The sequence below is a fragment of the Massilia sp. TSP1-1-2 genome (genome assembly GCF_049896185.1).
In the GTDB taxonomy this organism is placed as follows: domain Bacteria; phylum Pseudomonadota; class Gammaproteobacteria; order Burkholderiales; family Burkholderiaceae_D; genus Telluria_A.
Genome location: NZ_JAFCTU010000045.1, coordinates 1 through 22,129 on the forward strand (window position 1 = coordinate 1; position 22,129 = coordinate 22,129).

The 22,129-nt window shown below is 62.2% G+C and carries 19 protein-coding genes; 11 read left to right on the forward strand and 8 right to left on the reverse strand.

What is annotated here, in order from left to right; genetic code table 11:
• The first annotated feature begins 563 nt into the window (after positions 1–563).
• The 3 genes from ACP7BV_RS24600 to ACP7BV_RS24610 all read left to right on the forward strand — a co-directional run bounded on the left by ACP7BV_RS24600 (position 564) and on the right by ACP7BV_RS24610 (position 2,324).
• Complete coding sequence (locus tag ACP7BV_RS24600; RefSeq protein ID WP_426107515.1) at positions 564–983, forward strand: hypothetical protein; 420 nt, start codon at positions 564–566, stop codon at positions 981–983.
• 287 nt (positions 984–1,270) lie between these two features.
• Positions 1,271–1,762, forward strand: coding sequence for a Rhs element Vgr protein (locus ACP7BV_RS24605; RefSeq protein WP_426107516.1), 492 nt, complete (start codon positions 1,271–1,273; stop codon positions 1,760–1,762).
• Between the two features lie 70 nt (positions 1,763–1,832).
• A complete protein-coding gene (locus tag ACP7BV_RS24610) occupies positions 1,833–2,324 on the forward strand; it encodes a hypothetical protein (RefSeq protein ID WP_426107517.1) in 492 nt (163 codons plus the stop codon).
• Here the strand turns inward: ACP7BV_RS24610 and ACP7BV_RS24615 are convergent.
• Positions 2,321–3,298, reverse strand: coding sequence for a tetratricopeptide repeat protein (locus ACP7BV_RS24615; protein WP_426107518.1), 978 nt, complete (start codon positions 3,296–3,298; stop codon positions 2,321–2,323). The genes ACP7BV_RS24610 and ACP7BV_RS24615 overlap by 4 nt on opposite strands.
• 77 nt (positions 3,299–3,375) lie before the next feature.
• Positions 3,376–3,999: a PEP-CTERM sorting domain-containing protein gene (locus ACP7BV_RS24620; protein WP_426107519.1), complete on the reverse strand. Its 624-nt coding sequence runs from the start codon at positions 3,997–3,999 to the stop codon at positions 3,376–3,378.
• A gap of 152 nt (positions 4,000–4,151) precedes the next feature.
• Here ACP7BV_RS24620 and ACP7BV_RS24625 point away from each other — a divergent pair, with 152 nt between their 5' ends.
• The gene (locus tag ACP7BV_RS24625) at positions 4,152–4,346 is read left to right on the forward strand and encodes a hypothetical protein (protein ID WP_426107520.1); all 195 of its coding nucleotides are present in this window, start codon (positions 4,152–4,154) and stop codon (positions 4,344–4,346) included.
• Between the two features lie 154 nt (positions 4,347–4,500).
• Positions 4,501–4,971, forward strand: coding sequence for an Lrp/AsnC family transcriptional regulator (locus tag ACP7BV_RS24630; RefSeq protein ID WP_426107521.1), 471 nt, complete (start codon positions 4,501–4,503; stop codon positions 4,969–4,971).
• Between the two features lie 87 nt (positions 4,972–5,058).
• Here the strand turns inward: ACP7BV_RS24630 and ACP7BV_RS24635 are convergent, their stop codons facing one another.
• Genes ACP7BV_RS24635 through ACP7BV_RS24645 form a run of 3 tightly spaced genes read right to left on the reverse strand, consistent with a single transcriptional unit; the run spans position 5,059 to position 7,050 of the window.
• On the reverse strand, positions 5,059–6,054 hold the full coding sequence (locus ACP7BV_RS24635; protein WP_426107522.1) for a diguanylate cyclase domain-containing protein: 996 nt from the start codon (positions 6,052–6,054) through the stop codon (positions 5,059–5,061).
• 1 nt (position 6,055) lies between these two features.
• A complete protein-coding gene (locus ACP7BV_RS24640) occupies positions 6,056–6,676 on the reverse strand; it encodes a chemotaxis protein CheC (RefSeq protein WP_426107523.1) in 621 nt (206 codons plus the stop codon).
• A 2-nt stretch (positions 6,677–6,678) separates the two neighbouring features.
• Entirely contained in the window at positions 6,679–7,050 is a 372-nt protein-coding gene (locus ACP7BV_RS24645) for a response regulator (protein ID WP_426107524.1), read from the reverse strand.
• Positions 7,051–7,228: 178 nt separating this feature from the next.
• Between ACP7BV_RS24645 and rpiA the strand changes: the two genes are divergently transcribed.
• Both rpiA and ACP7BV_RS24655 read left to right on the forward strand, forming a co-directional pair.
• Complete coding sequence (gene rpiA / locus ACP7BV_RS24650) at positions 7,229–7,909, forward strand: ribose-5-phosphate isomerase RpiA (RefSeq protein ID WP_426107525.1); 681 nt, start codon at positions 7,229–7,231, stop codon at positions 7,907–7,909.
• Between the two features lie 38 nt (positions 7,910–7,947).
• Positions 7,948–8,736 (forward strand): hypothetical protein, encoded by a 789-nt coding sequence (locus ACP7BV_RS24655; protein WP_426107526.1) that lies wholly within the window; start codon positions 7,948–7,950, stop codon positions 8,734–8,736.
• Between the two features lie 262 nt (positions 8,737–8,998).
• Here the strand turns inward: ACP7BV_RS24655 and ACP7BV_RS24660 are convergent, their stop codons facing one another.
• Positions 8,999–9,271, reverse strand: coding sequence for an oxidative damage protection protein (locus tag ACP7BV_RS24660; RefSeq protein WP_426107527.1), 273 nt, complete (start codon positions 9,269–9,271; stop codon positions 8,999–9,001).
• 34 nt (positions 9,272–9,305) lie between these two features.
• The gene (gene argA / locus ACP7BV_RS24665) at positions 9,306–10,616 is read right to left on the reverse strand and encodes an amino-acid N-acetyltransferase (RefSeq protein WP_426107528.1); all 1,311 of its coding nucleotides are present in this window, start codon (positions 10,614–10,616) and stop codon (positions 9,306–9,308) included.
• 54 nt (positions 10,617–10,670) lie between these two features.
• On the opposite strand from argA, the gene hrpA reads away from it, so the two are divergent.
• The 3 genes from hrpA to ACP7BV_RS24680 all read left to right on the forward strand — a co-directional run bounded on the left by hrpA (position 10,671) and on the right by ACP7BV_RS24680 (position 18,965).
• Positions 10,671–14,963: an ATP-dependent RNA helicase HrpA gene (gene hrpA, locus ACP7BV_RS24670; protein ID WP_426107529.1), complete on the forward strand. Its 4,293-nt coding sequence runs from the start codon at positions 10,671–10,673 to the stop codon at positions 14,961–14,963.
• A gap of 560 nt (positions 14,964–15,523) precedes the next feature.
• Positions 15,524–16,693 carry an extracellular catalytic domain type 1 short-chain-length polyhydroxyalkanoate depolymerase gene (locus ACP7BV_RS24675; protein ID WP_426107530.1) on the forward strand — a complete coding sequence of 390 codons (1,170 nt, stop codon included), beginning with the start codon at positions 15,524–15,526 and terminating at the stop codon, positions 16,691–16,693.
• Between the two features lie 91 nt (positions 16,694–16,784).
• Positions 16,785–18,965, forward strand: a complete 2,181-nt coding sequence (locus tag ACP7BV_RS24680) for a hypothetical protein (protein ID WP_426107531.1) — start codon at positions 16,785–16,787, stop codon at positions 18,963–18,965.
• A 235-nt stretch (positions 18,966–19,200) separates the two neighbouring features.
• Here ACP7BV_RS24680 and ACP7BV_RS24685 read toward each other — a convergent pair whose 3' ends face one another.
• Entirely contained in the window at positions 19,201–19,626 is a 426-nt protein-coding gene (locus ACP7BV_RS24685; RefSeq protein ID WP_426107532.1) for a hypothetical protein, read from the reverse strand.
• A gap of 217 nt (positions 19,627–19,843) precedes the next feature.
• Here ACP7BV_RS24685 and ACP7BV_RS24690 point away from each other — a divergent pair, with 217 nt between their 5' ends.
• Positions 19,844–21,979: a M36 family metallopeptidase gene (locus ACP7BV_RS24690; RefSeq protein ID WP_426107533.1), complete on the forward strand. Its 2,136-nt coding sequence runs from the start codon at positions 19,844–19,846 to the stop codon at positions 21,977–21,979.
• The last annotated feature ends 150 nt before the right edge of the window (positions 21,980–22,129 follow it).

Genomic DNA, 22,129 nt, shown 5'->3' on the forward strand with positions numbered 1-22,129 from the left:
ATACAAGCTGGTGCTCGATGGGGAAAGCTACCGCGCCCTGCCGCCTGCTTCGGATAAGTCCAAGCCACCAGTAGAGAAGGAGCGAAAAACGACATCGAAATAAATGGAAAATTAACGATATAAATCGTTTATATCGTTAAGGAGGCGGCGAGGGGAATTTCGTGGCGGGCCAAGCCCGGATCGAAGTTCCCCTCTCTACTTTGGGCGGCGTCTGCCTGCTGCCAAAAGCCCGACTTCGGTCACCCTGGGGCGCTGCCCCAGACCCCGCACCTGCCGTGGGCAGCCACTGGGGAACAACCTCCCAGCAACCTTTGCGTCCCTCAGGATGCCCCCCAGAGTACTGGTGGCCAACCTCGCACAAATTGACAGCCGGAAAAGCGCCATTTACGTCAAAAAACGATGTTGCCAAAACGCTCAAAATCGAGCATTCTTGCAACCCAGTTTGAGCCCCTGAAATCGGTGGTCAAAGTGGCGCCATTACGCCGGAAATGGGTGGCGCCTTAATGCCGGAAATTGACAGCGCCACCCTTGTTGCTTAAAGTGTTTTGAAATGAGTAACAAATATGGAAAATTGGTCCTCCCCAAAGTGTCTTGTTAAACTCGCTGATTTTTATGCTGATGTTCAAGGAACGCCAGAATCTGTATCAGATGCTGACTTCATGAAACGGATCACTGAAACGTTCTGGCCAACAAGTTGCTGGTGCTTTGTTGAAGAGGCGTTTGCAATCATTGCACCCGGATGTGCCATGAGACCGCACCTCACCCGCGCCCTTATTGTGCACCCGATCAAAGCGATGATCGCAGGGGGGCTCGAGGATGAAAATGAAGTCATCGGACAGGGCATGGCCTGCGCGACAAAAACTAACCCCTATGTCGAACCCACTGCAGAGGGCAAACGTTGGCTGTGCGAACAGTGGCCTTTGCTTGAGCTTCTTGCCATCGAGGTTTTTAGGACGAAACTCGGTGAACTCACAAGCCGGTGAACGCTGATGAGAAGTGCCTTTTTGACAGATGTTCTGGTGTCTGGGAGCCATGGCTTAACGAGTCGACCAAACGCCGGTTTGGGGCAATAGCGGACGGTCGCGGCGTTTTTTAGGGATGGCGACTGTGGGGCGGTTGATCGATCGAGAAGTTACTCAAAACCTTATTCGAGCAATCTACAGTAGGATTGCCGTGCCTCTTAATCTCACGCAAGTAATCGATGGATGCCTTACCTTTTCGTCGCCTGCACTCGCATCGCTGGCGCCCCCTCACCGCAGGCGAAATCGCCATGGCTTCGCTACTGTTTCGCGATGCCATCGACTACCCACGTGTGCGCATCCACGCCCGGCGCTACATGCCCTTCCAGCCGAAGAACTGCGCGATGACGCCGAACGGCCACCTGTACTTTCACGCGTCCTGCTTCCTCGACGACTACGCGCAGGCGTCCGTCACCAACCAGCATTGGTTCCTTCACGAAATGGTGCACGTCTGGCAGCACCAGCTGGGCTATCCCGTGCGCACCCGGGGCGCCATCCGCATCGGCCTGTCGTACCGCTACCTGCTGGCGCCCGGCAAAACGCTGGCCGACTACAACATGGAAGCGCAGGGCGACCTGCTGGCCGATTATTTCGTCCTCAAGCACCTGGGCTCGGCCGCTGCCATGCGCCAGCCGCACGATGCGCACAGCCTGCCCTTGTTCGAGCAAGTACTTGCCGGTTTCCTGATCCAGCCCGGGCGGCGTCAAAACTTGCCCAAAGGCATTCTTCGCCGTTTGCGCTGAGTCAATACTGCCGTGCGGCAACTACGTAGGCTTGATGTTCTTCACATGCATCTTTCGACGGAGTCTGCGCATGCCCTCCAGCCAATTGCTACGCTGCCTGTTCATCCTGGCCATTGCCAGCGCCGGGGCGTGCGCGGCCGCTCCTGCAGGCGAGCTGCTGGTCAGGCAGGGCAATGGGGGCGTCCCTTGTTTTACGATTCCAGAAGCGGAGGAGGCGCGCGCCGGCGCGCCCAATTTCCATGCCATCACGGTCAGCGAGGCAGGCGCCAAAACGCCCGTGTGGAAGATGGTGATGCCGCCCCAGCGCACGTTTCCAGTGACGTTCAGGATGTGCGTTCCCTACGCCGGGCGTTTGCCGGTGCTGCCGCAAACGCCGGCTGCGACGCTGCAGCCGGGCAAGGTGTACGAAGTGGCGATCGATGCGCGCGGCCCGCGCCCGGCGTCGGCGCCGCGCGATTACCGGGCGCGCTTTTGTCTGGTCGCCCAGCGCGACGGGGCGCTGTTGGTGCGTCATGTTGCGCTGGGCAATGCCCGGCAGCGCCCCAGTTGCGCCGCGCTTTAGCCCTTCAGGGCGGACAGTTGCTTTTCGGCGTCGGAAATCTGCTTGCCGGACAAGCCGGTCCTTAGCGCCAGCGCCTTTTCAAACGCGCCCGCCGCCTTGGTCTTTTCGCCCAGCGCCTGCAGCGACTGGCCCAGCCGGTAATGCAGACGCGCGCGCGGCTGCTTGGCCAGTTGCAGCTCCAAACCGGCGACCGCTTCCCGATGCTTGCCTTGTTCCTGCTGCGCCCGCACGATCAGGAAGGGCGCCGATTCGCCGTCCGGAAAACGCTTGACCGCTTCGCGCAGTACGCGCTCGGCATCCTGAAATTTTTTCTCTGACAAATACTTGGCGCCGATATTGACCAGCAGCGATTCCTGAGCGTCATTCAGATCGGCATTCGCGCCGGGACGCAGCGTCATGGCCAGCGCTTCCGCCTTCGGCAAACGGTCAGCCGCTGCGTCGAGCAAGCCCGTCATGGTCTTGCCTGCATCGGCATTGAGCGCCGCGGTTTGCCCGGCCAGGGTTTCCGCCTTGCCCGTGCCGCCGCCCATAATGCCCGGGGCCATCATGTAGAACTGCAGCAGCGTGAAACGCGCGTCCATGTTGTTGGGATCGAGTTCGACCGCTTTCTTGAGCGCGTCGCGCATGTCGCCCGCGTAGCTAAGCGCGGACATTACGCCGCCGGTCATGGCTTTCCAGCCCATGGACTTGCCCAGCGCCAGGTGGCAGGGCGCCGCAGCCGGGTTGGCGGCGACGCATTGCTGCGCCAGCTTGACCGCTTCGCCGATCCGGCTTTCCGTGCCCACCGCCATGATGGCGTCGATCTTGCCCACCAGCGCTTCGGCATTCGCCGGTTCCTTGGCCAGCTTGGCGCTGGCGGCGCGCTCGGCTTCCGGATATTTTTTTGCCGTGATCAGCGCCGCATACTCGTTGGCGCTGGCAGATTGCGCCGTCAGCAGAAGTGAGACAGCGGCGAGGCAACTGAGTTTGAGCATGGTGGAGTATTCGAGAGTGAATGGATGTGCAATGCTCGGGAGTGTCCGGTATTTTCCCGAATATTGCAACATGCATACTATTGCCCGGCCTGGCGCCGCCTTGCCAGGCCCAGCAAGCCGAGGCCGATCAGCGCCACGGACGCAGGTTCTGGCACGCTGGTGGGCGGCGGGGGCACGGCCTGGGCTTGGGCACGTGTGACGTTGTCGAGGATAAGGAACTGGGCGCTGGTCGAAAAGGCCACGCTGGAGAACGGCGTGCTGGAAGTCCCGCCGCGAAAGGTCAGCTGGCGCTGCCGTGGCGTGTCGATCGTGGTGGCAATGCCAGCGATAGTGACGGTGATGCTCTCGCCTGCGGGCAAGCTGCCGAAATCGGCGGCAAACTCGGTCACGGGCGCGAATGCCAGGCGCGACTGTCTGGCCAACAACAGCACCGCGCCGCTGCCCCATGCGTAAAGCGCCGGTGCATAGCCGGGATTGACCGCGTAGGCGTCGTCGGGATACCCGATGCCGTTCAATTCGCGTCCTCCCAAAAACGCGAAGCCGTTGGGCGGCGCCGCGTTCGGCTCGAGGCTGCGCTCGGTAGTAGCGGCATCGAAAGCGGCGCGGCTGGTGTAATCGATCAAGGCCGCGTGGACACAGATGCTGGTGCACAGGGCGGCCCCGGCGAGGCCGGTCGTCATGGCCGTAGTGAAAGTAGACATGGCGAGTCCGTTAGATGGTGTAGGTAGGCCGTGGACTGCAATTTCATACCTATTGCGAATGGCACGCACTATCAGGCACTTGGCGCGCGCCTTCTTCGCCATCGCTCGTCACTGTAAAAGGATCCGACAACCCGCGCCGGGGAGGTGATGGCATGGACACCGATCACGTTGTGCAGTCGGGCATCGAACAGCGCGAGCAGGTCGGCCTCGTCGGCAAGCAATTCCATCCTGACGAAGTCGTCTGTCTGGCCCGCCTGCAGTTGCAGGCTGGACAGGCGCAAGCCGCCGCGGCGGGCAATCGCCAAGATGGCTTCGAGCGTGTCGAGCGTACGCGCGTTATCGATTGAAAAAGTGAGGGGGCGATGGGCGCAGGTCATGCCAAAAGAATAGCGCGTGGCGGCAAGAATAGGCTTTCAAACGACTGCAAAAATGGCTGTAAATTAGAATAGTCTTTCGTGTTCAGCGTAAAATAAAGAAGATTCTTCTATCGAGGTGAAAAACATGAATGCCGCTTCTGAACTGGACGAGATAGACCGCAAGATATTGCGCGAGCTACGGCGCGACGGCCGCATGTCAAATGCGCATCTGGCCGAGCAGGTTGGCCTGTCGGCCTCGCCCTGCTGGAACCGGGTGCGGCAGATGGAAGAGCAGGGCGTGATCGAAGGCTACACCGTGCTGCTGAACCAGAAGGCGCTCGGCGTGCCCGATACGGTGATGATCGAAGTCACGCTCGACCGCCATGATGACGACACCTTCGAGCGCTTTGGACAGGCGCTGGCGGACATGCCGGAAGTGCTGGAAGCTTACCTGCTGACGGGCGAGTACGATTACCTGATCAAGGTGGCGGTGGCGGGCACGGCAGGTTATGAAGAGTTCTTGCGGCGCAAGTTGTACACCTTGCCGGGCTTGCGCCACAGCCGCTCGACCTTTGTGCTGCGCCGGTTGAAGCAGGCGCATTCGCCGCAGCCTTGACGTCCAAGGCTTGACGTTCAGGCCTTGCCCCCTAAACCTGGACCCGTAAACCTTGACCCTTAAACCTTGACCCCTAAACCTTGACCCTTAGGCCTGGCTGGCGCACGCCTGGGCCGCGGCCACTTCCACCACGTGCAGCCCAACCCGGTTGCGCCCGGCGTGCTTGGCCGCATACAGGGCGCGGTCGGCGGCGCCGACCAGGTAGGCGATGTCGCCCGTTTCGCCGCGATGCGTGGCCACGCCGATGCTGACCGTCACGTGCTCGCCATGCTCCGATTTGGCGTGCGGCAGCTGCATGCCGACAATCTTCTGGCGCATCGCTTCAGCCATGCGCGCGCTTTGCTCGCCATCCATCTCGGGCAGAATCACGGCGAACTCTTCGCCCCCATAGCGCGCGATCAGGTCGGCCGGGCGCTGCAGCATTTGCGCCAGCGCGCCGGCTACCTTGATCAGGCAATCGTCGCCCTGCTGATGACCGTAATGGTCGTTGTAGGCTTTGAAGTAGTCGATGTCGATCATCAACAGCGACAGTGGCGTGCCGGAACGCTTGGCGCGCCGCACTTCCTTTTCGATGGCCACATCGAAGTGACGCCGGTTGGCAATCCCGGTCAGCCCGTCCGAAAACGTTTGCGAGCGCAATTCGAGCGCCTGGTCGCGCAGCAGCCGCTCGCGCGCCACCGCCACGCTGACATCGGTGATCTGAATCAGGCACAGGCGCGCCGCGCCCGGCACGCTGAGCGGCGTGACGGCCACCGCCTGCTGCATCAGCTCGCCACTGACACGGGTGGCGGCACTGGTATACAAGCTGAACGGCGCCTTGTGCAGCGTTTGCGACAACACCGACGGAAAATTGTCGCGCAGCGCCTGGCGCACGGCACCTTCGATCCGCTTGCCTTGCAGTTCGGGAAACAGCGCGAAGAAATCCTGGCCCATGACGGCCGCTGCCGCGTGGCCCGCGTGGCGCACCATCCAGCTGTTCCAGACCAGCACGCGGCAAGCGTTGTCGAGCACGATAGCGCCCACGTTCATCGCGTGCAGCACGCTTTCAAGCACGCTCAGGCGGTCGCTGTCGGCGGTCAGCATGTCAAGCCGCACCCATTGCATTGGCAAGGTAGCGGTCGACCTGTTCCTGCAAGTCGTGCAGGGCGGTCAGGTCGAGGATGAAGGCGACATAACCGTGGATCTGGTGGGTTTCGAGGATGAAGTCAATGTGCAGCATCAGCACCACGGTGTCGGCGTCGCCGCCGGAGGCAGCCAGGATTTCCTCGCTGGTGCCCACGTGGTATGCGGGCAGCGAGCCGCGCAGTTCCTGGCAAAAAATATTCGCCAGCGTGCCGACGCAGGAATTGAGGATGATGTTGCCAATTTCGCTCATCGCCTCCTGTTCCATCTCCGTCAGTTCCTTGAGCGGCACGGATTCGCCGACCATCAGGCGCACGATGTCCAGGCTTTTATCCTCGGGGAACATCAAGATGGCGTCGGTGGAAAACGCGCCGTCGTAGTGCTGGCTGACGCCGCACACGCGCTTGGAATCCTTGTTGCGCAGCATGGCGGCCGCGCCGGCGCGATTCAGAAAGGAAATCGACGGCACCGACATCGTCACCGGCTCATTGACGATCTCGCTCATCGACCTGGCGGCATGGCCCACGCCGATGTTGAAGATCTCGACCAGTGCATCATGCTGCAGTTCGCTGAGGTTGAGCATGGCTAGTCGGTGCTGATGGCCTTGATCAGGGCGTGGATGCGCGCCTCGGTGATCGGTTTTTCCATGAAGCCAATGCCCAGCTCGCCTGCACGGTTGCGCGTGGCGTTCTGGACGTTCGCCGTGACCAGCGAGATGTGGGCTTGCGGGCAGAGCGCGCGCAGCTGTGCTGCCGCGGCGACGCCGCCGATGCCGGGCATGTTGACGTCAATCAGGATCAGCGCAGGCGAGAGCGTCGCAACGCGCGCGATGGCTTCTTCGCCGGTGCCCGCTTCTTCCACCGTCCACAGCGGTTTTGCGCTGAGGATGAACTGGCGCGCCATCATCCGTGAAACCCGGCTGTCGTCCACTACCAGCACCGTTGTTGTGTCATTCATTTACGCGTTCCTGAAATCCGTTATGCATCGTCCATTTTCGCATAGTTTATTGCAGCGTTTACGCAAATGCGACACCTTTTCCGTCCCAATTGTTACCATTGTGCAAAATTTAACGGGCGATTGTCATTTCCCCTTGTTCTATCCGCTAAAATGGTGCATTACCACATTTTTCCAGATCATGACTCAAGACGAACTTAAGCAGGAAGTGGCGCGCGCCGCCATCGATTACGTGGTCGATGGCGAGATCATCGGCGTGGGCACTGGTTCGACCGCCAATTTTTTCATAGACGAACTGGCGCGCATCAAGCACCGCATCAAGGGTACCGTGGCCTCGTCCGAAGCGACCGCGGCGCGCCTGCGCGGGCATGGCATTGCCGTGTTCGACCTCAATGACGTCACCGATATCGCCGTGTACATCGACGGCGCCGACGAAATCACCGCCACCGGCGCCATGATCAAGGGCGGGGGCGCGGCGCTCACGCGTGAAAAGATTGTCGCCTCGGTATCGCGCCGTTTTGTGTGCATTGCCGACGGCTCCAAGCTGGTGGACGTGATGGGCAAGTTCGCGCTGCCGGTCGAAGTGCTGCCGATGGCGCGCGCGGCCGTGATGCGCCAGCTCGCCGCGCTCGGCGGCCAGCCGCGCCTGCGCTTGCAAAGCGGCACCGACCAGGCATTCGTGACCGACAACGGCGGTGAAATCATCGACGTGGCCGGCTTGCAAATTGCCGACCCGGTGGCGCTGGAGCAGCAGATCAACCAGATCGTGGGCGTGATCGCCGTTGGCCTGTTTGCCCGCCGCGGTGCCGACGTCTGCCTGCTGGGAACGAGTGAAGGCGTTAAGACGCTGACGTTCGCATAAAAAAGTTCATTATTAGCAGTTCAACGACAGGGAAAACCATGAAGCGATTGTTCGTATTGTTGTCGTGCGCAGCCTCACTGAGTGCTTTTGCCTCGAGCGAGCCGGTCAAGCCCAAGGCGGTCTGGGTGCCGGCATCGGCCACGGTGGTGCAGGTGACGGCCGATTCGAACGTCACGCTGGTCACCGCGCCGGCCTCGACGCCGGCCTCGGTCATGGTCCAGGGCGAGCGTCCGGCCACGGAGCGCTTGCCGTTTCGCGCCGGCGTCTCCACCGTCACGGTGGAAAAGCTGGGGCAGGCGGTCGGTTGCGTGGGCGGTCAGGGCGCGGGCCTGATGACGCCGCAAGGCCCGGTCGAACTGTATCGGATGCGCTGCGACAGCGGCCAGGTCTTCATGGCCAAGTGCGAGCTGCGCCAGTGCCGGATTGTCTCGGCAACTCCGGCGGGCGGCTATGGCGCGATGACGGTTGACGCCGCCCACGGCGTGCGCCAGGAGTTGCGCCGTTCGGAAGTGCCGGCCCTGGTGCTGGACTGGCGCTGCGGCCGTTGCGTGCCGAACGCCAATTTCGCCGCCGCGCTGCGCGGGGCCTATGCCGCCGAGGCGGGCCGTTACGGCATGTCGGTCTCGGGAGCTGCGACGACCATCGTGTCGGTTGTTGAGTTTAACAAGCACATTTTCCCGATGAAAAATACGGTGGGATTGAATGCGGCGTTCGGGCGACAGTCGGTCAGCGTGCAGGAGAGCACGACGGCGTTTTCGGGCATGGATTTTCTTGCGGATGTGAGCGCCAAGAAACTGTTCCAGGCCTTGCGCGGCAAGAGTTATTAAGAGCTTGCCGGCTTTGCAGCCGGACATGAAAAATGCCGTTCAGCCAAGTGCTGAACGGCATTTTTTATGAGGTGTGCAGCAAGGTCTCGGCCTTCGCAACAGCCTCTACACTGTAGGTCGGAAAAGGGCATCGCCCGCATTCCGACATGAGCCGTCGATGGCGCTTGTCGGAATGCGGGCGTTGCCCTTTTCCGACCTACACGCTCGCCAAACCCTCTTGCAGTGGATAAGGCTCTGCCACACCCTCAACAGTGCAGCTGACTCAGTCCGCCGGCGGAACGTAACCCATCGCCGCATCGGCCCCTTCGCCGAAGAAATGCTTTTCCATCTGCGTGGCCAGGTACTTGCGGGCGCGCTGGTCGGCCAGGTTGAGGCGATTTTCGTTGACCAGCATGGTCTGGTGCTTGAGCCACGCAGCCCACGCTTCCTTGGACACGGATTCCCAGATCCGCTTGCCCAGTTCGCCCGGATAAGGGGCGAAGTCGAGCCCTTCGGCTTCCTTGTTCAGTTTGATGCAATGAACTGTGCGCGCCATCTCTGCTCCTAATGCTTGGTAAGTGAAACACGCATTATAAAGGTTTGATCAAGACCTGGGATTTGCGCTGCCAGTTATACATGTGCTGGCGGTCCTTCGGCAGCGCGTCCACCGTGGCGGGAATAAAACCGCGCTTCTTGAACCAGTGCGAGGTGCGGGTGGTCAGTACGAACAGCTGCTTGATGCCGGCCGCGCGCGCCCGGTTCTCGACGTGCTTGAGAATACGCTCGCCGTCGCCCTGGGTCTGCACTTCGGGATTGACCGTCAGGCAGGCCATCTCCGCCATCTTCTCGGCCGGGAACGGATACAGCGCGGCGCAACCGAAAATCACGCCATCGTGCTCGATGACCGAGAAATTGTCGATTTCGCGCTCGATCAGTTCACGCCCGCGCTTGACCAGCGTGCCGTCCGCTTCCAGCGGCTCGATCAGCTTGATGATACCGCCCACGTCCTCAATGGTGGCCATGCGCAGCGACTCCAGATTTTCGTGGCTGATCATGGTGCCCACGCCGTCGTGGGTGAACAGTTCGAGCAGCGCCGAGCCGTCCATTTCATAGGGCAGAATATGCGCGCGCGGCACGCCGCTGTTGCAAGCCTTGATCGCATGCTGCAGGTAAAAGGCGGAGTCGGACGGCAAAAAGTCGGCATTGAGCACGGCTTCGGCCTGGTGCGACGACAGCTCGCGAATTTCGACGCCCGCCTGGTCCATCATCATCGGCGTTTCGGTGATGAAGACAATTTTATCGGCGTGCAGCGCGATCGCGGCCGACACGGCCACGTCTTCCATGGTCAGGTTGAACACTTCGCCGGTGGGCGAGAAACCGAGCGGCGAGAGCAGCACCACGCTGTCGGTGGCCAGGATCGCGTGGATGGTCTCGGCGGCGATCTTGCGCGTCATGCCGGTCAGTTCCAGATCGACGCCGTCGATCACCCCTAGCGGGCGCGCAGTGACGAAGTTACCTGAGATGATGCGGATGGCGGCATGCGCCATCGGCGTATTCGGCAAGCCCTGGCTGAAGGCCGCTTCGATATCGAGGCGCAGTTCGCCGGCCGCTTCCTTGGCGCATTCGAGCGCCGCGGTGTCGGTGATGCGCACACCGTTATGAAAGCGCCCTTCGACGTTTCGCAGCGCGAGCTGTTCGGCCACCTGGGGGCGCGAGCCGTGCACCACGACCACGCGGATGCCGAGGGCCACGAGCAGCGACAAATCCTGGGCCAGCACGGGCAGGGCGCCGGCTGTTACGAGTTCACCCGGAAAGGCGATCACGAAGGTCTTGCCACGGAAGGCGTGGATGTAGGGCGCGACTGAGCGCAGCCATTGGACGAATTGGTTAAAGGTTTCCATTTGCCGCATTATAATTCGCTGCGCGACTTGCGCACCAAATACGTGTAAAAAACAATGTCAGAACAGAGCAAGAAGCCGTCCGCCCCCGCCGCGCCGCCAAAAGTGGCGGGCGACGGCCACCGGCAAGCCAAGCCAAGGCCGCGCCGCGACGCCCAGCCGACCGGCCCAAGGCCGCCACGCGACGCCCAGCCAACCGGGCAAAGGCCGCCACGCGACGCCCAGCCAGTCGGGCAAAGGCCGCCACGCGACGCCCAGCCAGCCACCCCCCGTTCGCCACGCGACGCCCAGGCAACCGGCCCAAGGCCGCCACGCCCGCCACGCCCGCCCGCAGAGGGTAGGGCGGATTTCGCTTCGGGCTCGGCGCCCCCGGCAAGCGGCCAGGCTGCGCCTGCCGCTCAAAACGGTGCCGGTGCACGCCTCCCGCGCGGCGTGGACCCGGAATCCCCAGGCCAGGCGCCCGCGCGCCAGCCGCGATCGGACCGCCCCCCGCGCGAAGTGTTCCGCACCCCGCTGCCCCCGATCACCTTCCCCGAAGACTTGCCGGTCTCGGGCAGGCGCGCCGACATCGCCCGCGCAATCCTGGAAAACCAGGTCATCATCGTCTCGGGCGAAACCGGCTCGGGCAAGACCACCCAGCTGCCCAAGATTTGCCTGGAGCTGGGGCGGGGACAAAAAGCGCTGATCGGCCACACCCAGCCGCGCCGCATCGCCGCTTCGTCGACGGCCAAGCGCATCGCCCAGGAACTCGGCTCGCCGCTGGGCGAACACGTGGGCTTCAAGGTGCGCTTTACCGATACGCTCAAGCCGGGCGCCTCGGTCAAGCTGATGACCGACGGTATCCTGCTGGCCGAAACGCAGACCGATCCGATGCTGCGCAACTACGACACCATCATCATCGATGAAGCGCACGAGCGCAGCCTGAACATCGACTTTTTGCTCGGCTACCTCAAGCAGCTGCTGCCGCGCCGGCCCGACCTGAAAGTAATCATCACCTCGGCCACCATCGACGCCGACCGCTTCGCGCGCCACTTCGCCCACAACGGCAAGCTGGCGCCCGTGATCGAAGTATCGGGCCGCCTGTACAAGGTGGAAGTGCGCTACCGCCCGGTGGACCGCGATCCGGTTGCCACCGGCGCGCCGGACAGCGGCAAACCGATGCCCAAGGCCCAGGCCGCGCGCGACAAGCGCGACCTGATGGACGCCGTGGTCGAAGGCGTGGACGAATTGTGCCGCCTCGGTTCCGGCGACGTGCTGGTGTTTTTGCCGGGCGAGCGCGAAATTCGGGACTGCGCCGAAGCGCTGCGCAAGCACCATCCGCCGCATGTGGAAATTTTGCCGCTGTTCGCCCGCCTGTCGGTCGAAGAGCAAGAGCGCGTCTTCAAGATCAGCAATGCGCGCCGCGTGGTGCTGGCCACCAACGTGGCCGAAACCTCGCTGACGGTGCCGGGCATCCGCTACGTGGTCGACGCGGGCCTGGCGCGCGTGAAGCGCTACAGTTTCCGCAACAAGGTCGAGCAGCTGCAGGTCGAACCCATCGCCCAGTCGGCCGCCAACCAGCGCGCCGGGCGCTGCGGGCGCGTGGCCGACGGCGTGTGCATCCGCCTGTATGAAGAAGACGACTTCAACCAGCGCCCCAAATTTACCGAGCCCGAAATTTTGCGCTCGTCGCTGGCGGCCGTCATCTTGCGCATGAAGTCCCTGCACCTGACGGACGTGGAGACCTTCCCCTTCATCGAGCCGCCGCAGGGCCGCGCGATCGCCGACGGCTACCAGCTGCTGCAGGAAGTGGGCGCGGTCGACGACAACAATGACCTGACGCCGCTCGGCCACAAGCTGGCCAAGCTGCCGCTCGACCCGCGCGTGGGCCGCATGATTTTGGCCGCGCTGGACAATGCCTGCCTGACCGAGATGCTGATCGTGGCTTCCGCACTGTCGGTGCAAGACCCGCGCGACCGGCCCATGGAGCATCAACAGGCGGCCGACGAGGCGCATAAAAAATTCGCCGACGAAAAATCCGAATTCCTCACCTATATCAAGATCTGGCGCTGGTTTGAAGACGCCATCGGCCACAAGAAAACCAACCGCCAGTTGCAGGAAACCTGCCGCGCCAATTTCCTGAACCAAGTGCGATTGCGCGAGTGGCGCGACGTGCATTCGCAGTTGCTCACCATCGTCAAGGAGCAGGGCTGGCGCATGAACGAGCTGCCGGCCACCTACGAAAACCTGCATACGGCGCTCCTCACGGGCCTGCTGGGGAACATTGGCTTCAAGGCCGACGACGAACCGGGCGCCGGCTACCTGGGCGCACGCGGCATTCGCTTTCACATTTGGCCGGGCAGTTCGCTGCTCAAAAAGCCGGGCAAGTGGATCATGGCGGCCGAACTGGTCGACACCACGCGCCTGTACGCGCGCTGCGTGGCGCAGATCGCTCCGGAGTGGATCGAGCGCGTGGGCGCGCACCTGCTGAAAAAATCCTGGGGCGAGCCGCGCTGGGAAAAGCACGCTTCGCAAGTCACCGCGTCCGAACGCGCTACGCTGCACGGCATCGTCATCTACAGCCAGCGCCGCATCAACTACGGGCAATTCAATCCGCAGGAGGCGCGCGAAATCTTCATTCGCGACGCGTTAGTCGGCGGCGACTTCAATACGCGCGCGCCGTTTTTTGCGCACAACCACAAGCTGGTCAAGGAAATTGAAAACCTTGAGCACAAGTCGCGCCGGCTCGACGTGCTGGTGGACGACCAGCTGATCGCCGCCTTTTACGATCAGCTCATCCCGGCCGACGTGGTCAATGGCGCCGGTTTTGAAAAGTGGCACAAGGACGCGACCTACAGCGAGCCCAAACTGCTGTTTTTGAACCGCGAAGAATTGATGCGGCACGAAGCGGCCGGCGTGACCACGGAGCTGTTCCCCAAGCTGATGTCGGTGACCGGCATCGAAATGGGATTGACCTACCACTTCGAGCCGGGCAGCCTGCGCGATGGCGTGACGCTTGCCGTGCCCCTGTTTGCGCTTAACCAGATGCCGCGCGAGCGCGTGGAGTGGCTGGTGCCGGGCATGCTGAAGGAAAAAGTGCACCTGCTATTAAAATCGCTGCCGCAAAAACTGCGCCGGCATTGCGTGCCGCTGCCGGACTACGCGGCCAAGTTTTGCGAACGCATGCACGAGAAGGGCCAGTTCGGGCGCGGCGACTTGATCGACGCGATCATCGCCGACATCCGCGCCCAGACCAGCCTGACGGTGCTGACCACCGACTTCAAGGCCGAAACGCTGCCGGCGCACCACTTCATGAACTTCAAGGTCATCGACGAGCACGGCCGCCAGCTCGACATGGGCCGCAACCTGGCCACGCTGCAGGCCGAATTTGGCGGCCAGGCGCGCGAGAGTTTTCAAAAGCTGGCCGAGGTCTCGGTGCCGGCCAATACGGTGCCTGCCGCAAGCCGGGGCAAGGCGTCGGCGGCCAGCGCGGCGCCGGTTGCCGCGCCCAACGTCAGCCAGCATATCGGCCTGACCGGCTGGACCTTCGGCGAACTGCCGGAGCTGCTCGAAATCGTGCAGGGCAAGCTGACCTTGATTGGTTTTCCGGCGCTGGTCGACAAGGGGTCCCATTGCGACCTGGAAGTATTCGACGACCCGACGGTGGCCGCGCGCACGCACCGGGTGGGCTTGCGGCGCCTGTTTGCGCTGCAGTTCAAGGAGCAGCTCAAGTTCGTCGAGAAAAATATTCCGGGTTTGCAGCAGATGGGCATGCAGTTCATGGCGATGGGTTCGCAAGAAGAGCTGCGCGACCAGATCATCCAGAAGGCGATCGATATCGCCTGCCTGCAAGACCCGCTGCCGACGGACGCGGCTTCGTTCAATCAGCGCAAGGACGAGGGCAAGGCGCGCTTGACCTTGCTGGTGAACGAGATTGCGCGCTTGGTGGGGCAGGTGCTGACCGAGTTCCATGGCTTGCCCAAGAAGCTGCAGGGCGTCAATTTGCAAGCGGCGGCGGACATGCAGGCGCAGTTGCAGGGCTTGGTGAACAAGCGCTTCTTGCTCGATAACGAGTATGCACAGATCGCGCATTTCCCGCGCTACCTGAAGGCGATCAATGTCCGCATCGAAAAGCTGCGCGGCGACCCGGCGCGCGACGCCAAGCTGATGGCGGAGTGGACGCAGTCGGCCAGCCATTTCATGCGCGCTGCGCGCGAACGCATGGCGGGCAAGAATACCGATCCGAAGATGGTGGAGTTCAGGTGGATGCTGGAAGAGTTGCGCGTCTCCTTGTTTGCGCAGGAGCTCAGAACGCCGATGCCGGTGTCGGGCAAGCGCTTGCAGAAGGTGTGGGAGTCGATGCAGCGGTAATCGGTGCGGCCCGCTTGCCCAAACCGTACAACCTTTGCATAAATTGAATTGGCCTATGCGTGTTCGGGTATGGTTTCAGCACACCTGCTCATCAAAAGCGCCGCCTTGCGCGTTTAAGTGCGTCGAAATTTTGGATTTTGCCGGCGTCGGCTGCGGAATAGCCAAAAGCCTGAAAATTTTGATTTATCTACAGATGCGTAGGGCGGAAAAGCGCAGCGCATTCCGCCATGTTCGCGCCACGTTGACGCATGCATGGCGGAATGCGCTGCGCTTTTCCGCCCTACGTTATTATTGATGTCGGCTCAATGCGTAGCACCAATCGTGTCATCAACATCACCACCGCGTGAAGAGTGTTGCTTTATTGATGAGTTGCAAAATATAAGCGTGATAGCGCACAGAGCAGGGCTTGCCTTCGGGATATTCTTATAAAAAAACCCGGAGACATTCATCATGATGTTCGTAACTTCCCGCTGCAACAACGCCGGCCCGCTGGGCAAGCCCATTCGCACCCGTTCCTTTGTTGCTTCGCTATTCGGGCGTCTTGCCGTTTCCAGGCTGCGATGGTAAAAAAATCTGCCAATCCCTGGCTGCGCGGCCTGCTGCGCGCCGGGAAACAGCAGCAGCGCACGGTCAGCCGGGCGCTGAGCGCATTGCTTGCCGTTCCCAAGCCTGCGCCAAAGGCCAAGGCCAAGGCCATACCCAAACCTAAACCCACACCAAAACCCAAGAGCGCGCCTGCCAAAAAAACCGCTCCCGCCCGTCCCAAAGCCGCGCCTGCGCGCCCCACCCGAACGGCGCTTGATCCAGTCGCGCCGGCCAGCGGCAAATGGCTCGCATCGCACTATACGGGCCAGGCCGACCACGGGGCCGGCGCCATGCGCCGCATGAGTTACTGGCTGTACATTCCCGACACCCCGCCGGCGCGCACCGGACTGCCGCTCGTTGTCATGCTGCATGGCTGCGACCAGAGCGCGACCCTGTTCGCGCAAGGCACGCGGATGAACCACTGGGCCGAGAAACAAGGCTATGCGGTGCTCTACCCGCAGCAGTCGGTCAGCGCGCACCCCCATCGCTGCTGGAAATGGTATGACCGCGCCACCCAGCACGGCGGCGGCGATGTCAGCCTGATCGTGGGCATCGTCAACAAAGTGGCCGGTACCTACCCGATCGACCGCGCACGCATCTATATCTGCGGCATTTCGGCCGGCGCAGGCATGGCCAATATTGTCGCGCTCAACCATCCGGACCTGTTCGCCGCGCTGGGCATGCATTCGGGCCCGCTGTTTGGCGCCGGGCACAGCACGGTCGGCGCGCTCGGTGTCATGCAGCACGGCGCCAGCAGCCGGGTCGACAGCGCGATTGCCGAAGTGCTGTTCAAGCGGCCCGGTTTCCCGCCCTTGCCGACCATCCTGTTCCAGGGTGAAGAAGACACCGTGGTGCGGCCCGTCAACCAGGCGCAATTGACGCGCCAGGCGATGCTGCTGAACCGCTTGCCGTACGGCAGCCCGGTCGACATGTCATCCAAAGTGGGCACCAAAAGTTCCCATCCGTATCGCGTGCATGACGTCTACAGCGATCGCAGGCTGATATTGCGCGTGGCGCAAATTGCCGAACTCAAACATGCATGGAGCGGCGGCGATGAACGGCTCTCCTACAATTCAGGCGCCGGGCCGGACGCCAGCAAAATGCTGCTTGATTTCTTTTCCAAACACCGGCGCAGCATCGGCTAGCGGCGGCGCTTGCCGCTTGATCCGCGATAAGCGGCCTCATCAAACGCTGTTCCACACTGTTCTCCTTCATTCATCAGACGGAGCAGCGAACATGGATATCATTGAGCAACAAGCGGGCACGCCGCAAGCGCCTGACGCCAGCGAAAAGCAGCGCGTACCGGTCGAGCGGGCCAAGTTTCGGGCGTTGGTGCTGTCCAACCCCAACTATTTTGGCAACGTGGCGGCCAGCCCCTTTCCGCCGGTCGTCAATATCGCGCTTAACACCACGTACGAAGAAATTGGCTGCGTGGGTTTCCAGCCCCAGTTCAACCGGCTTGACGCCGTCGTCTACGTCAACCAGCCCAGCGGTTATGGCGGCGGCGTCTGTTCGGCCGGCACCCGGGAGTACGTGCGCTTTTACCTGTCGGGCGACAACGGCGCAACTTGGCAGGATGCGGGCTTGACCAGTTTTTCGGCCTACGATATTCCGGCCGGGACGGTGGGCGCGCGCCGCCTCGAATACGCGGTCACGCTGCAAGTCAATCCCTCCAAGCGCCTGTGCTTCATCCACAATATTTATTTGGTGCGCGCAATCTTGTCGTGGAATGTGCCGCCACCGCCGAATGCGCCAAACTTCACCCCTGTATGGGGCGACGTGCACAATACCCATATTGCAATCGATCCGCTGCGCGTGATTTTCATCGACGAGCTGCTCAAGCAAGCGCAAGCCAAGCTGCCGGCGCCGCTGGCGCAAGTGATCGACCCGGCCCAGGCGCTGGCGCTGGCCGAACCCAAGCAGCTGGACGCTGCCGCCTTGCAGGCGCTGTACAAGGGCATGGACGTGGAACCGCACCGCTATGCGCTGGCCGAACTGCAGCAACTGATCAGCGAGCCGGCGCTGACCGACGAGCTGATGGCGTCCGGCTTCACGGGCGTGCTGCAACAGCTGGGCATCAACCTGGGCGAGCTGGCCGACGTGCTCTATCCCGTCGACGGCAGCACCCGCTACGAAGAACTCGAATGCATCGGGCTCAACCCCAACCAGGACGCGCTGGTGGGCGTCATCCGCGTCAAGCTGCCCAATGGCTACTCGGGCGGCCCGTGCACCGCCGGCAGCCGCGAGTATGTGGCGTTCTGGGGCGACTTTGACGGCAACGGCAGCTTTGAGACGTATCTGGGCACCACCTCGGTCACGGTGCACGACTTCAATCCCCTCCCGCGCGAGGGGCTGGAATATTCGGTGTTTCTGCCGGTTAAGCTGGACCAATACCGCCGACCTTGCCAGAGGGGCGCGGTGGTGGTGCGCATTCGCGCCATCATGTCGTGGCAGGTGGCGCCGCCGCCCACCAATCCGAATTACGTGCCGGTATGGGGCAACCGCGAACAGACGTTGATTCACATCCGTCCGGGCCGCGTCATTTCCGGCCACCCGCCCGTGATCGAAACCGTGGGCAGCATGGCGGTGACGGACATCAATGGCGCCGGCTACGCCAACGGGCCGGCGCAACTGGCGGGCTTTACGGCCAAGCAAAGCCCGTTCGGCGGCGAAGTCATCATCACCGGGCACCTGGCCAACCCGGCCGACATCAGCGCCGGCGCCACGCCGCTGCGCTACCGCGTGATCGTCAATGATGGCAGCGGCGACCAGGTGCTCAACAATCCTTTTGCCATCGCGCGCACCCAATTGCTCGACGGCGTGTGGAGCTTTTTGCCAAGCATCACGCAGGCGGTGGATGCGGCCAATTACTACACTTATCGGGAGGACTTGAGCGGCGCGCTTGGCAATGCCGAAATTTTCGTCGCCGGCAACGTGCTGGCGCGCTGGCAGACGGCAGGCAAGATCGGCACCTGGACCATTCGCATTGAAGTGCGCGACGCGGCCGACGTGCTCTATACGGGCAACACCGTCACCGTCAGGCTCGATAACGCCGCGCCGCAAATTCCGGCCGGCAGTTTCAAGATCACCACCGGTGGCGGCAGCTGCGCCGATTTTGTCGTCGGCGATATTATCGAGGGCACTTACCAGGTGACGGACGAACATTTCGGCGCGCTCAGTTTCGCCGTGTTGCCGCCCAACGGCGGGGTGTTTACGGCGCCGGTGCCGTTGCCGCGCACCTATCCAACGGTGCCCACCTCGGGCGAATCGGGCCTCTGGCGGCTTGATACGACCGGCATGCCCAAGTGCGGGTATGTGATCCGGCTGTCGGCGAGCGACAGGACGATCGTCAATAGCGGGTATGTGGGGTATGGCAATGAGGCGTTCGTGGGCTTGTGCCTGAAGGCGCCGGGCTAGTGTCCTGAGTTGAAAGTTCGTTGCTTATAAATGTTCCGAAATCGCCGAGAGACAAGGAACAAAAGCGGAGCAAGGCCGAGGCCTTGCGAGCATTTTTGACGCAGTATCGCGGCGATTCTCGGGATATTTATTCAACGAACTTACAACTCAGGACACTAGGTTTGACCGCCCCTGCAGTGTCCTCGTTCAGGCGCGCGAGGACAAGGCAGGGGACCCGGATGCCCTATCCTTGCACTTATTGTTCGGGGCGCACCACCAGCTTGTTGATCTTCGCGCCCTTGTTGAAATCGATGTCGACCAGCAGCGCGTGGCCTTTGCACGGCACCCGGTACACATACTGCCGGTCTTCGCCCTTGGTCGTGCGGCGCAGCAGTTCCAGCGCAGGCGCAGGCCCGCACGGCGCCAGCATGGCACTGGTGGCCTGCAACTGCGCGCCCGACATCGCCGCGCGCGCATTCCCGGTCATCTGCTCAGTTGCAAGCACGCCGTGACCGGCGCGCCCAAGGAAGGTGCTCACTTGCTGCGCCACGTCCGGTTCCGCGTCTTCAATCGCCGCCAATGCCTGCATTGCAGGCGCCGGGGCCGGCGCTCGCGCCTGGGCGCACGCTGCCAGCGCCAGGCAGGCCAGGCACGCCATCAAGCCCGCATAAATAGGTCGCATCGTTGTTCTCCTGTTGTCGCAGACGAAAAAACAATCGTATCCGATTCGATCCCATGCTCCCCTGGAATGTCTAAATTGAGTCGTTCAAGGTCTGTTTTGTCCAAAACAGTCTGGTTTGCAAAGTAGCAGAAAAATCGTGTTTATACTCGCCAATCGAACCTAAGCGGTCTCGACCTTCCGGAAATATCGATTGTTTTTTGACAGGAGATTTACCAGCATGCGCCTTCTCTCGCGTTCCATTCTCGCTTCCATGATCGTTCTCGCCTACGCCGCACCTGCGCTGGCGGCAGTGCACGTCGTCGACAACCTCAGCGTCTATACCAACACCCGCGCCGACTCGCCGCAAAATGTGCTGCGCCTGAACGCGGCCCGCTTCGGCCTGCCTGCGTCGCTTGAGAACCTGGTGCTGGTCAAGGTCCAGGAATCGCTGACCGGCAAGCACTACACCTACCAGCAAATGCTGCGCGGCCTGCCGGTCGAGCATGCTGAAGTCATCGTTTCCATCGGCCACAACGGCCAGCTGCTGAAAATTTTCAACGAAACTAAACACGTTTCGGCCAGCGTCGACGCCAAGGCCGTCAACCAGCTGTACAACCAGGCGCAGATCACCGAAGACCAGGCGCTCGACCGCGGCTGGGCCAACATGAAAGTGCAGCACAAGCTGGTCAGCGTGCCCAAGGGCGAGCTGGTCTGGGTGGCGGTCAAGGATGGCGTGCAGCTGGCGCGCAAGGTCACGATCCAGGCCGAGATGCCGACCGGCGGCTTTGTGCAGTACCTGAACGCGCATGACGGCGCGCTGATCGATTCGTACTCGACATCGCTGCCGCGCACCAACAAGGGTGGCGAGCGCAGTATCGCCGCACGCAACGCGGCGCCGGGCCAGACGCTCGAGCGCCACAGCGCCACGGCGCTGGCCAAGGCCGAAGGCAAGCAGGCACCGGCCAGCGCCCCGGCGCAGACCATGGCCGCAGCGACGGTGGCTTCCGGCGTCAACGGTTCGGGCCTGGTGTTCGATCCGGATCCGCGCACCAAGCTCGGTACCGATGCGCTGACCGACACCTCGGCCGCCAGCGCCTTCGATGCAGCCTACGAGACCAAGCCGCTGCTCGACGTGACTGTGACGAGCGGCGTCTACAAGCTGACCGGCCCGTATGTCAACATCAAGAACATCGAAGCGCCGGCCACTGCGCCCAGCACCACCACCAACGGCGTGTGGACGGCCAAGCGCGGCAACAATGCTTTTGACGACACCAATATTTACTTCCACATCGACCAGAACCAGCGCTACATCCAGTCGCTCGGCTTTACGGGCACCAAGTCGATCATCAACCGTCCGCTCGACGTCGACAGCGACGGCGTGAACGGCGACGACAATTCGCACTACAGCGGCGGCGCGTCGGACTACCTGGCCTTCGGCCACGGCTGCGTGAACGACGGCGAAGACGCGGACGTGATCCTGCACGAATACGGCCATGGCATCCAGGCCAACATCAATTCGGGCTGGTCGGGCGGCGACACCGGCGCCATGGGCGAAGGCTTTGGCGACTACTGGGCGGCCTCGTATTCGTACAGCCGGCCGAACGGAGCGAGCTACCATCCCGAGTGGGCGTTCAGCTGGGACGGTCACGGCGCATGCTGGGGCGGCCGTCTGCTCAACCGCACCGAAACGCTGTACAACAGCACCAAGACCTATGGCGCCCACCAGTCGGTGACGGAAAACGGCGTGACGTTCCAGTCCGACGAGCTGTGGTCGGCGCCACTGTTCGAGTCCATGAAGGCCTTGCTTGCCGCCGGCAAGCCGCGTGCCAATATCGACAAGATCATTCTTGAAGCGCACTTCGGTTTGGGCAGCAACATCAAGATGCCGGCCATGGCGACGGCGATTGTCAACGCGGCCAAAAACTTGTTCCCGGCTGACCTGAGCTACGCCAACACCTTCCAGGCCAAGTTTGAAGCGCAAAAAATCCTGGGCACGGTCGTCGTCGGCCCGGCCATGATTGAAACCGAGAGCAACAATACGACGGCGACGGCGAACACGGTGACCACGGCCGGTACTGTCGTTAGCGGCAACATGGCTGCCAGCACCGATTCGGATTACTTCAAGGTCACGCTTCCGGCTGGCAAGACGCTGACGGCGAAGATGCAGCCGAATGCGACGTCCGATTACGACCTTGAGCTTTACAGCAGCGCGGGCGTAAAGCTCAGTTCGAGCACGGCCGGTACGGGCGCGCTTGACACGGTGAGCAAGGCGAATACGGGGACGACCGCGATGGTTCTGTATGCGCGCGTGTTCTACTACGCCGGCGGCACGGGCGCGACGAGCGGCAAGTACACGCTGACGACGAGCTGGTAAGGGTCGGGTTTACATGAAATGCCGTCCGCAGTAAAAGGGCGGCATTTTTTTTGCCGGCGTTATTGGCAAGATCGGCAACATTCAGAACATCTACCACATCGTCCTCGCGAACGCGGGGACGACGTAGCGCCGCCGCGCCTTCTTGACTGA

Coding starts and splice junctions, on each gene's coding strand:
- ACP7BV_RS24600 (WP_426107515.1), top strand. CDS start 564: ATGGAAAATTGGTCCTCCCCAAAGTGTCTTGTTAAACTCGCTGATTTT.
- ACP7BV_RS24645 (WP_426107524.1), bottom strand. CDS start 7,050: ATGAATGACACAACAACGGTGCTGGTAGTGGACGACAGCCGGGTTTCA.
- ACP7BV_RS24655 (WP_426107526.1), top strand. CDS start 7,948: ATGAAGCGATTGTTCGTATTGTTGTCGTGCGCAGCCTCACTGAGTGCT.
- ACP7BV_RS24605 (WP_426107516.1), top strand. CDS start 1,271: ATGGCTTCGCTACTGTTTCGCGATGCCATCGACTACCCACGTGTGCGC.
- ACP7BV_RS24690 (WP_426107533.1), top strand. CDS start 19,844: ATGCGCCTTCTCTCGCGTTCCATTCTCGCTTCCATGATCGTTCTCGCC.
- ACP7BV_RS24610 (WP_426107517.1), top strand. CDS start 1,833: ATGCCCTCCAGCCAATTGCTACGCTGCCTGTTCATCCTGGCCATTGCC.
- argA (WP_426107528.1), bottom strand. CDS start 10,616: ATGGAAACCTTTAACCAATTCGTCCAATGGCTGCGCTCAGTCGCGCCC.
- ACP7BV_RS24630 (WP_426107521.1), top strand. CDS start 4,501: ATGAATGCCGCTTCTGAACTGGACGAGATAGACCGCAAGATATTGCGC.
- ACP7BV_RS24640 (WP_426107523.1), bottom strand. CDS start 6,676: ATGCTCAACCTCAGCGAACTGCAGCATGATGCACTGGTCGAGATCTTC.
- ACP7BV_RS24660 (WP_426107527.1), bottom strand. CDS start 9,271: ATGGCGCGCACAGTTCATTGCATCAAACTGAACAAGGAAGCCGAAGGG.
- ACP7BV_RS24625 (WP_426107520.1), top strand. CDS start 4,152: ATGGACACCGATCACGTTGTGCAGTCGGGCATCGAACAGCGCGAGCAG.
- hrpA (WP_426107529.1), top strand. CDS start 10,671: ATGTCAGAACAGAGCAAGAAGCCGTCCGCCCCCGCCGCGCCGCCAAAA.
- ACP7BV_RS24615 (WP_426107518.1), bottom strand. CDS start 3,298: ATGCTCAAACTCAGTTGCCTCGCCGCTGTCTCACTTCTGCTGACGGCG.
- ACP7BV_RS24680 (WP_426107531.1), top strand. CDS start 16,785: ATGGATATCATTGAGCAACAAGCGGGCACGCCGCAAGCGCCTGACGCC.
- rpiA (WP_426107525.1), top strand. CDS start 7,229: ATGACTCAAGACGAACTTAAGCAGGAAGTGGCGCGCGCCGCCATCGAT.
- ACP7BV_RS24620 (WP_426107519.1), bottom strand. CDS start 3,999: ATGTCTACTTTCACTACGGCCATGACGACCGGCCTCGCCGGGGCCGCC.
- ACP7BV_RS24675 (WP_426107530.1), top strand. CDS start 15,524: ATGGTAAAAAAATCTGCCAATCCCTGGCTGCGCGGCCTGCTGCGCGCC.
- ACP7BV_RS24685 (WP_426107532.1), bottom strand. CDS start 19,626: ATGCGACCTATTTATGCGGGCTTGATGGCGTGCCTGGCCTGCCTGGCG.
- ACP7BV_RS24635 (WP_426107522.1), bottom strand. CDS start 6,054: ATGCTGACCGCCGACAGCGACCGCCTGAGCGTGCTTGAAAGCGTGCTG.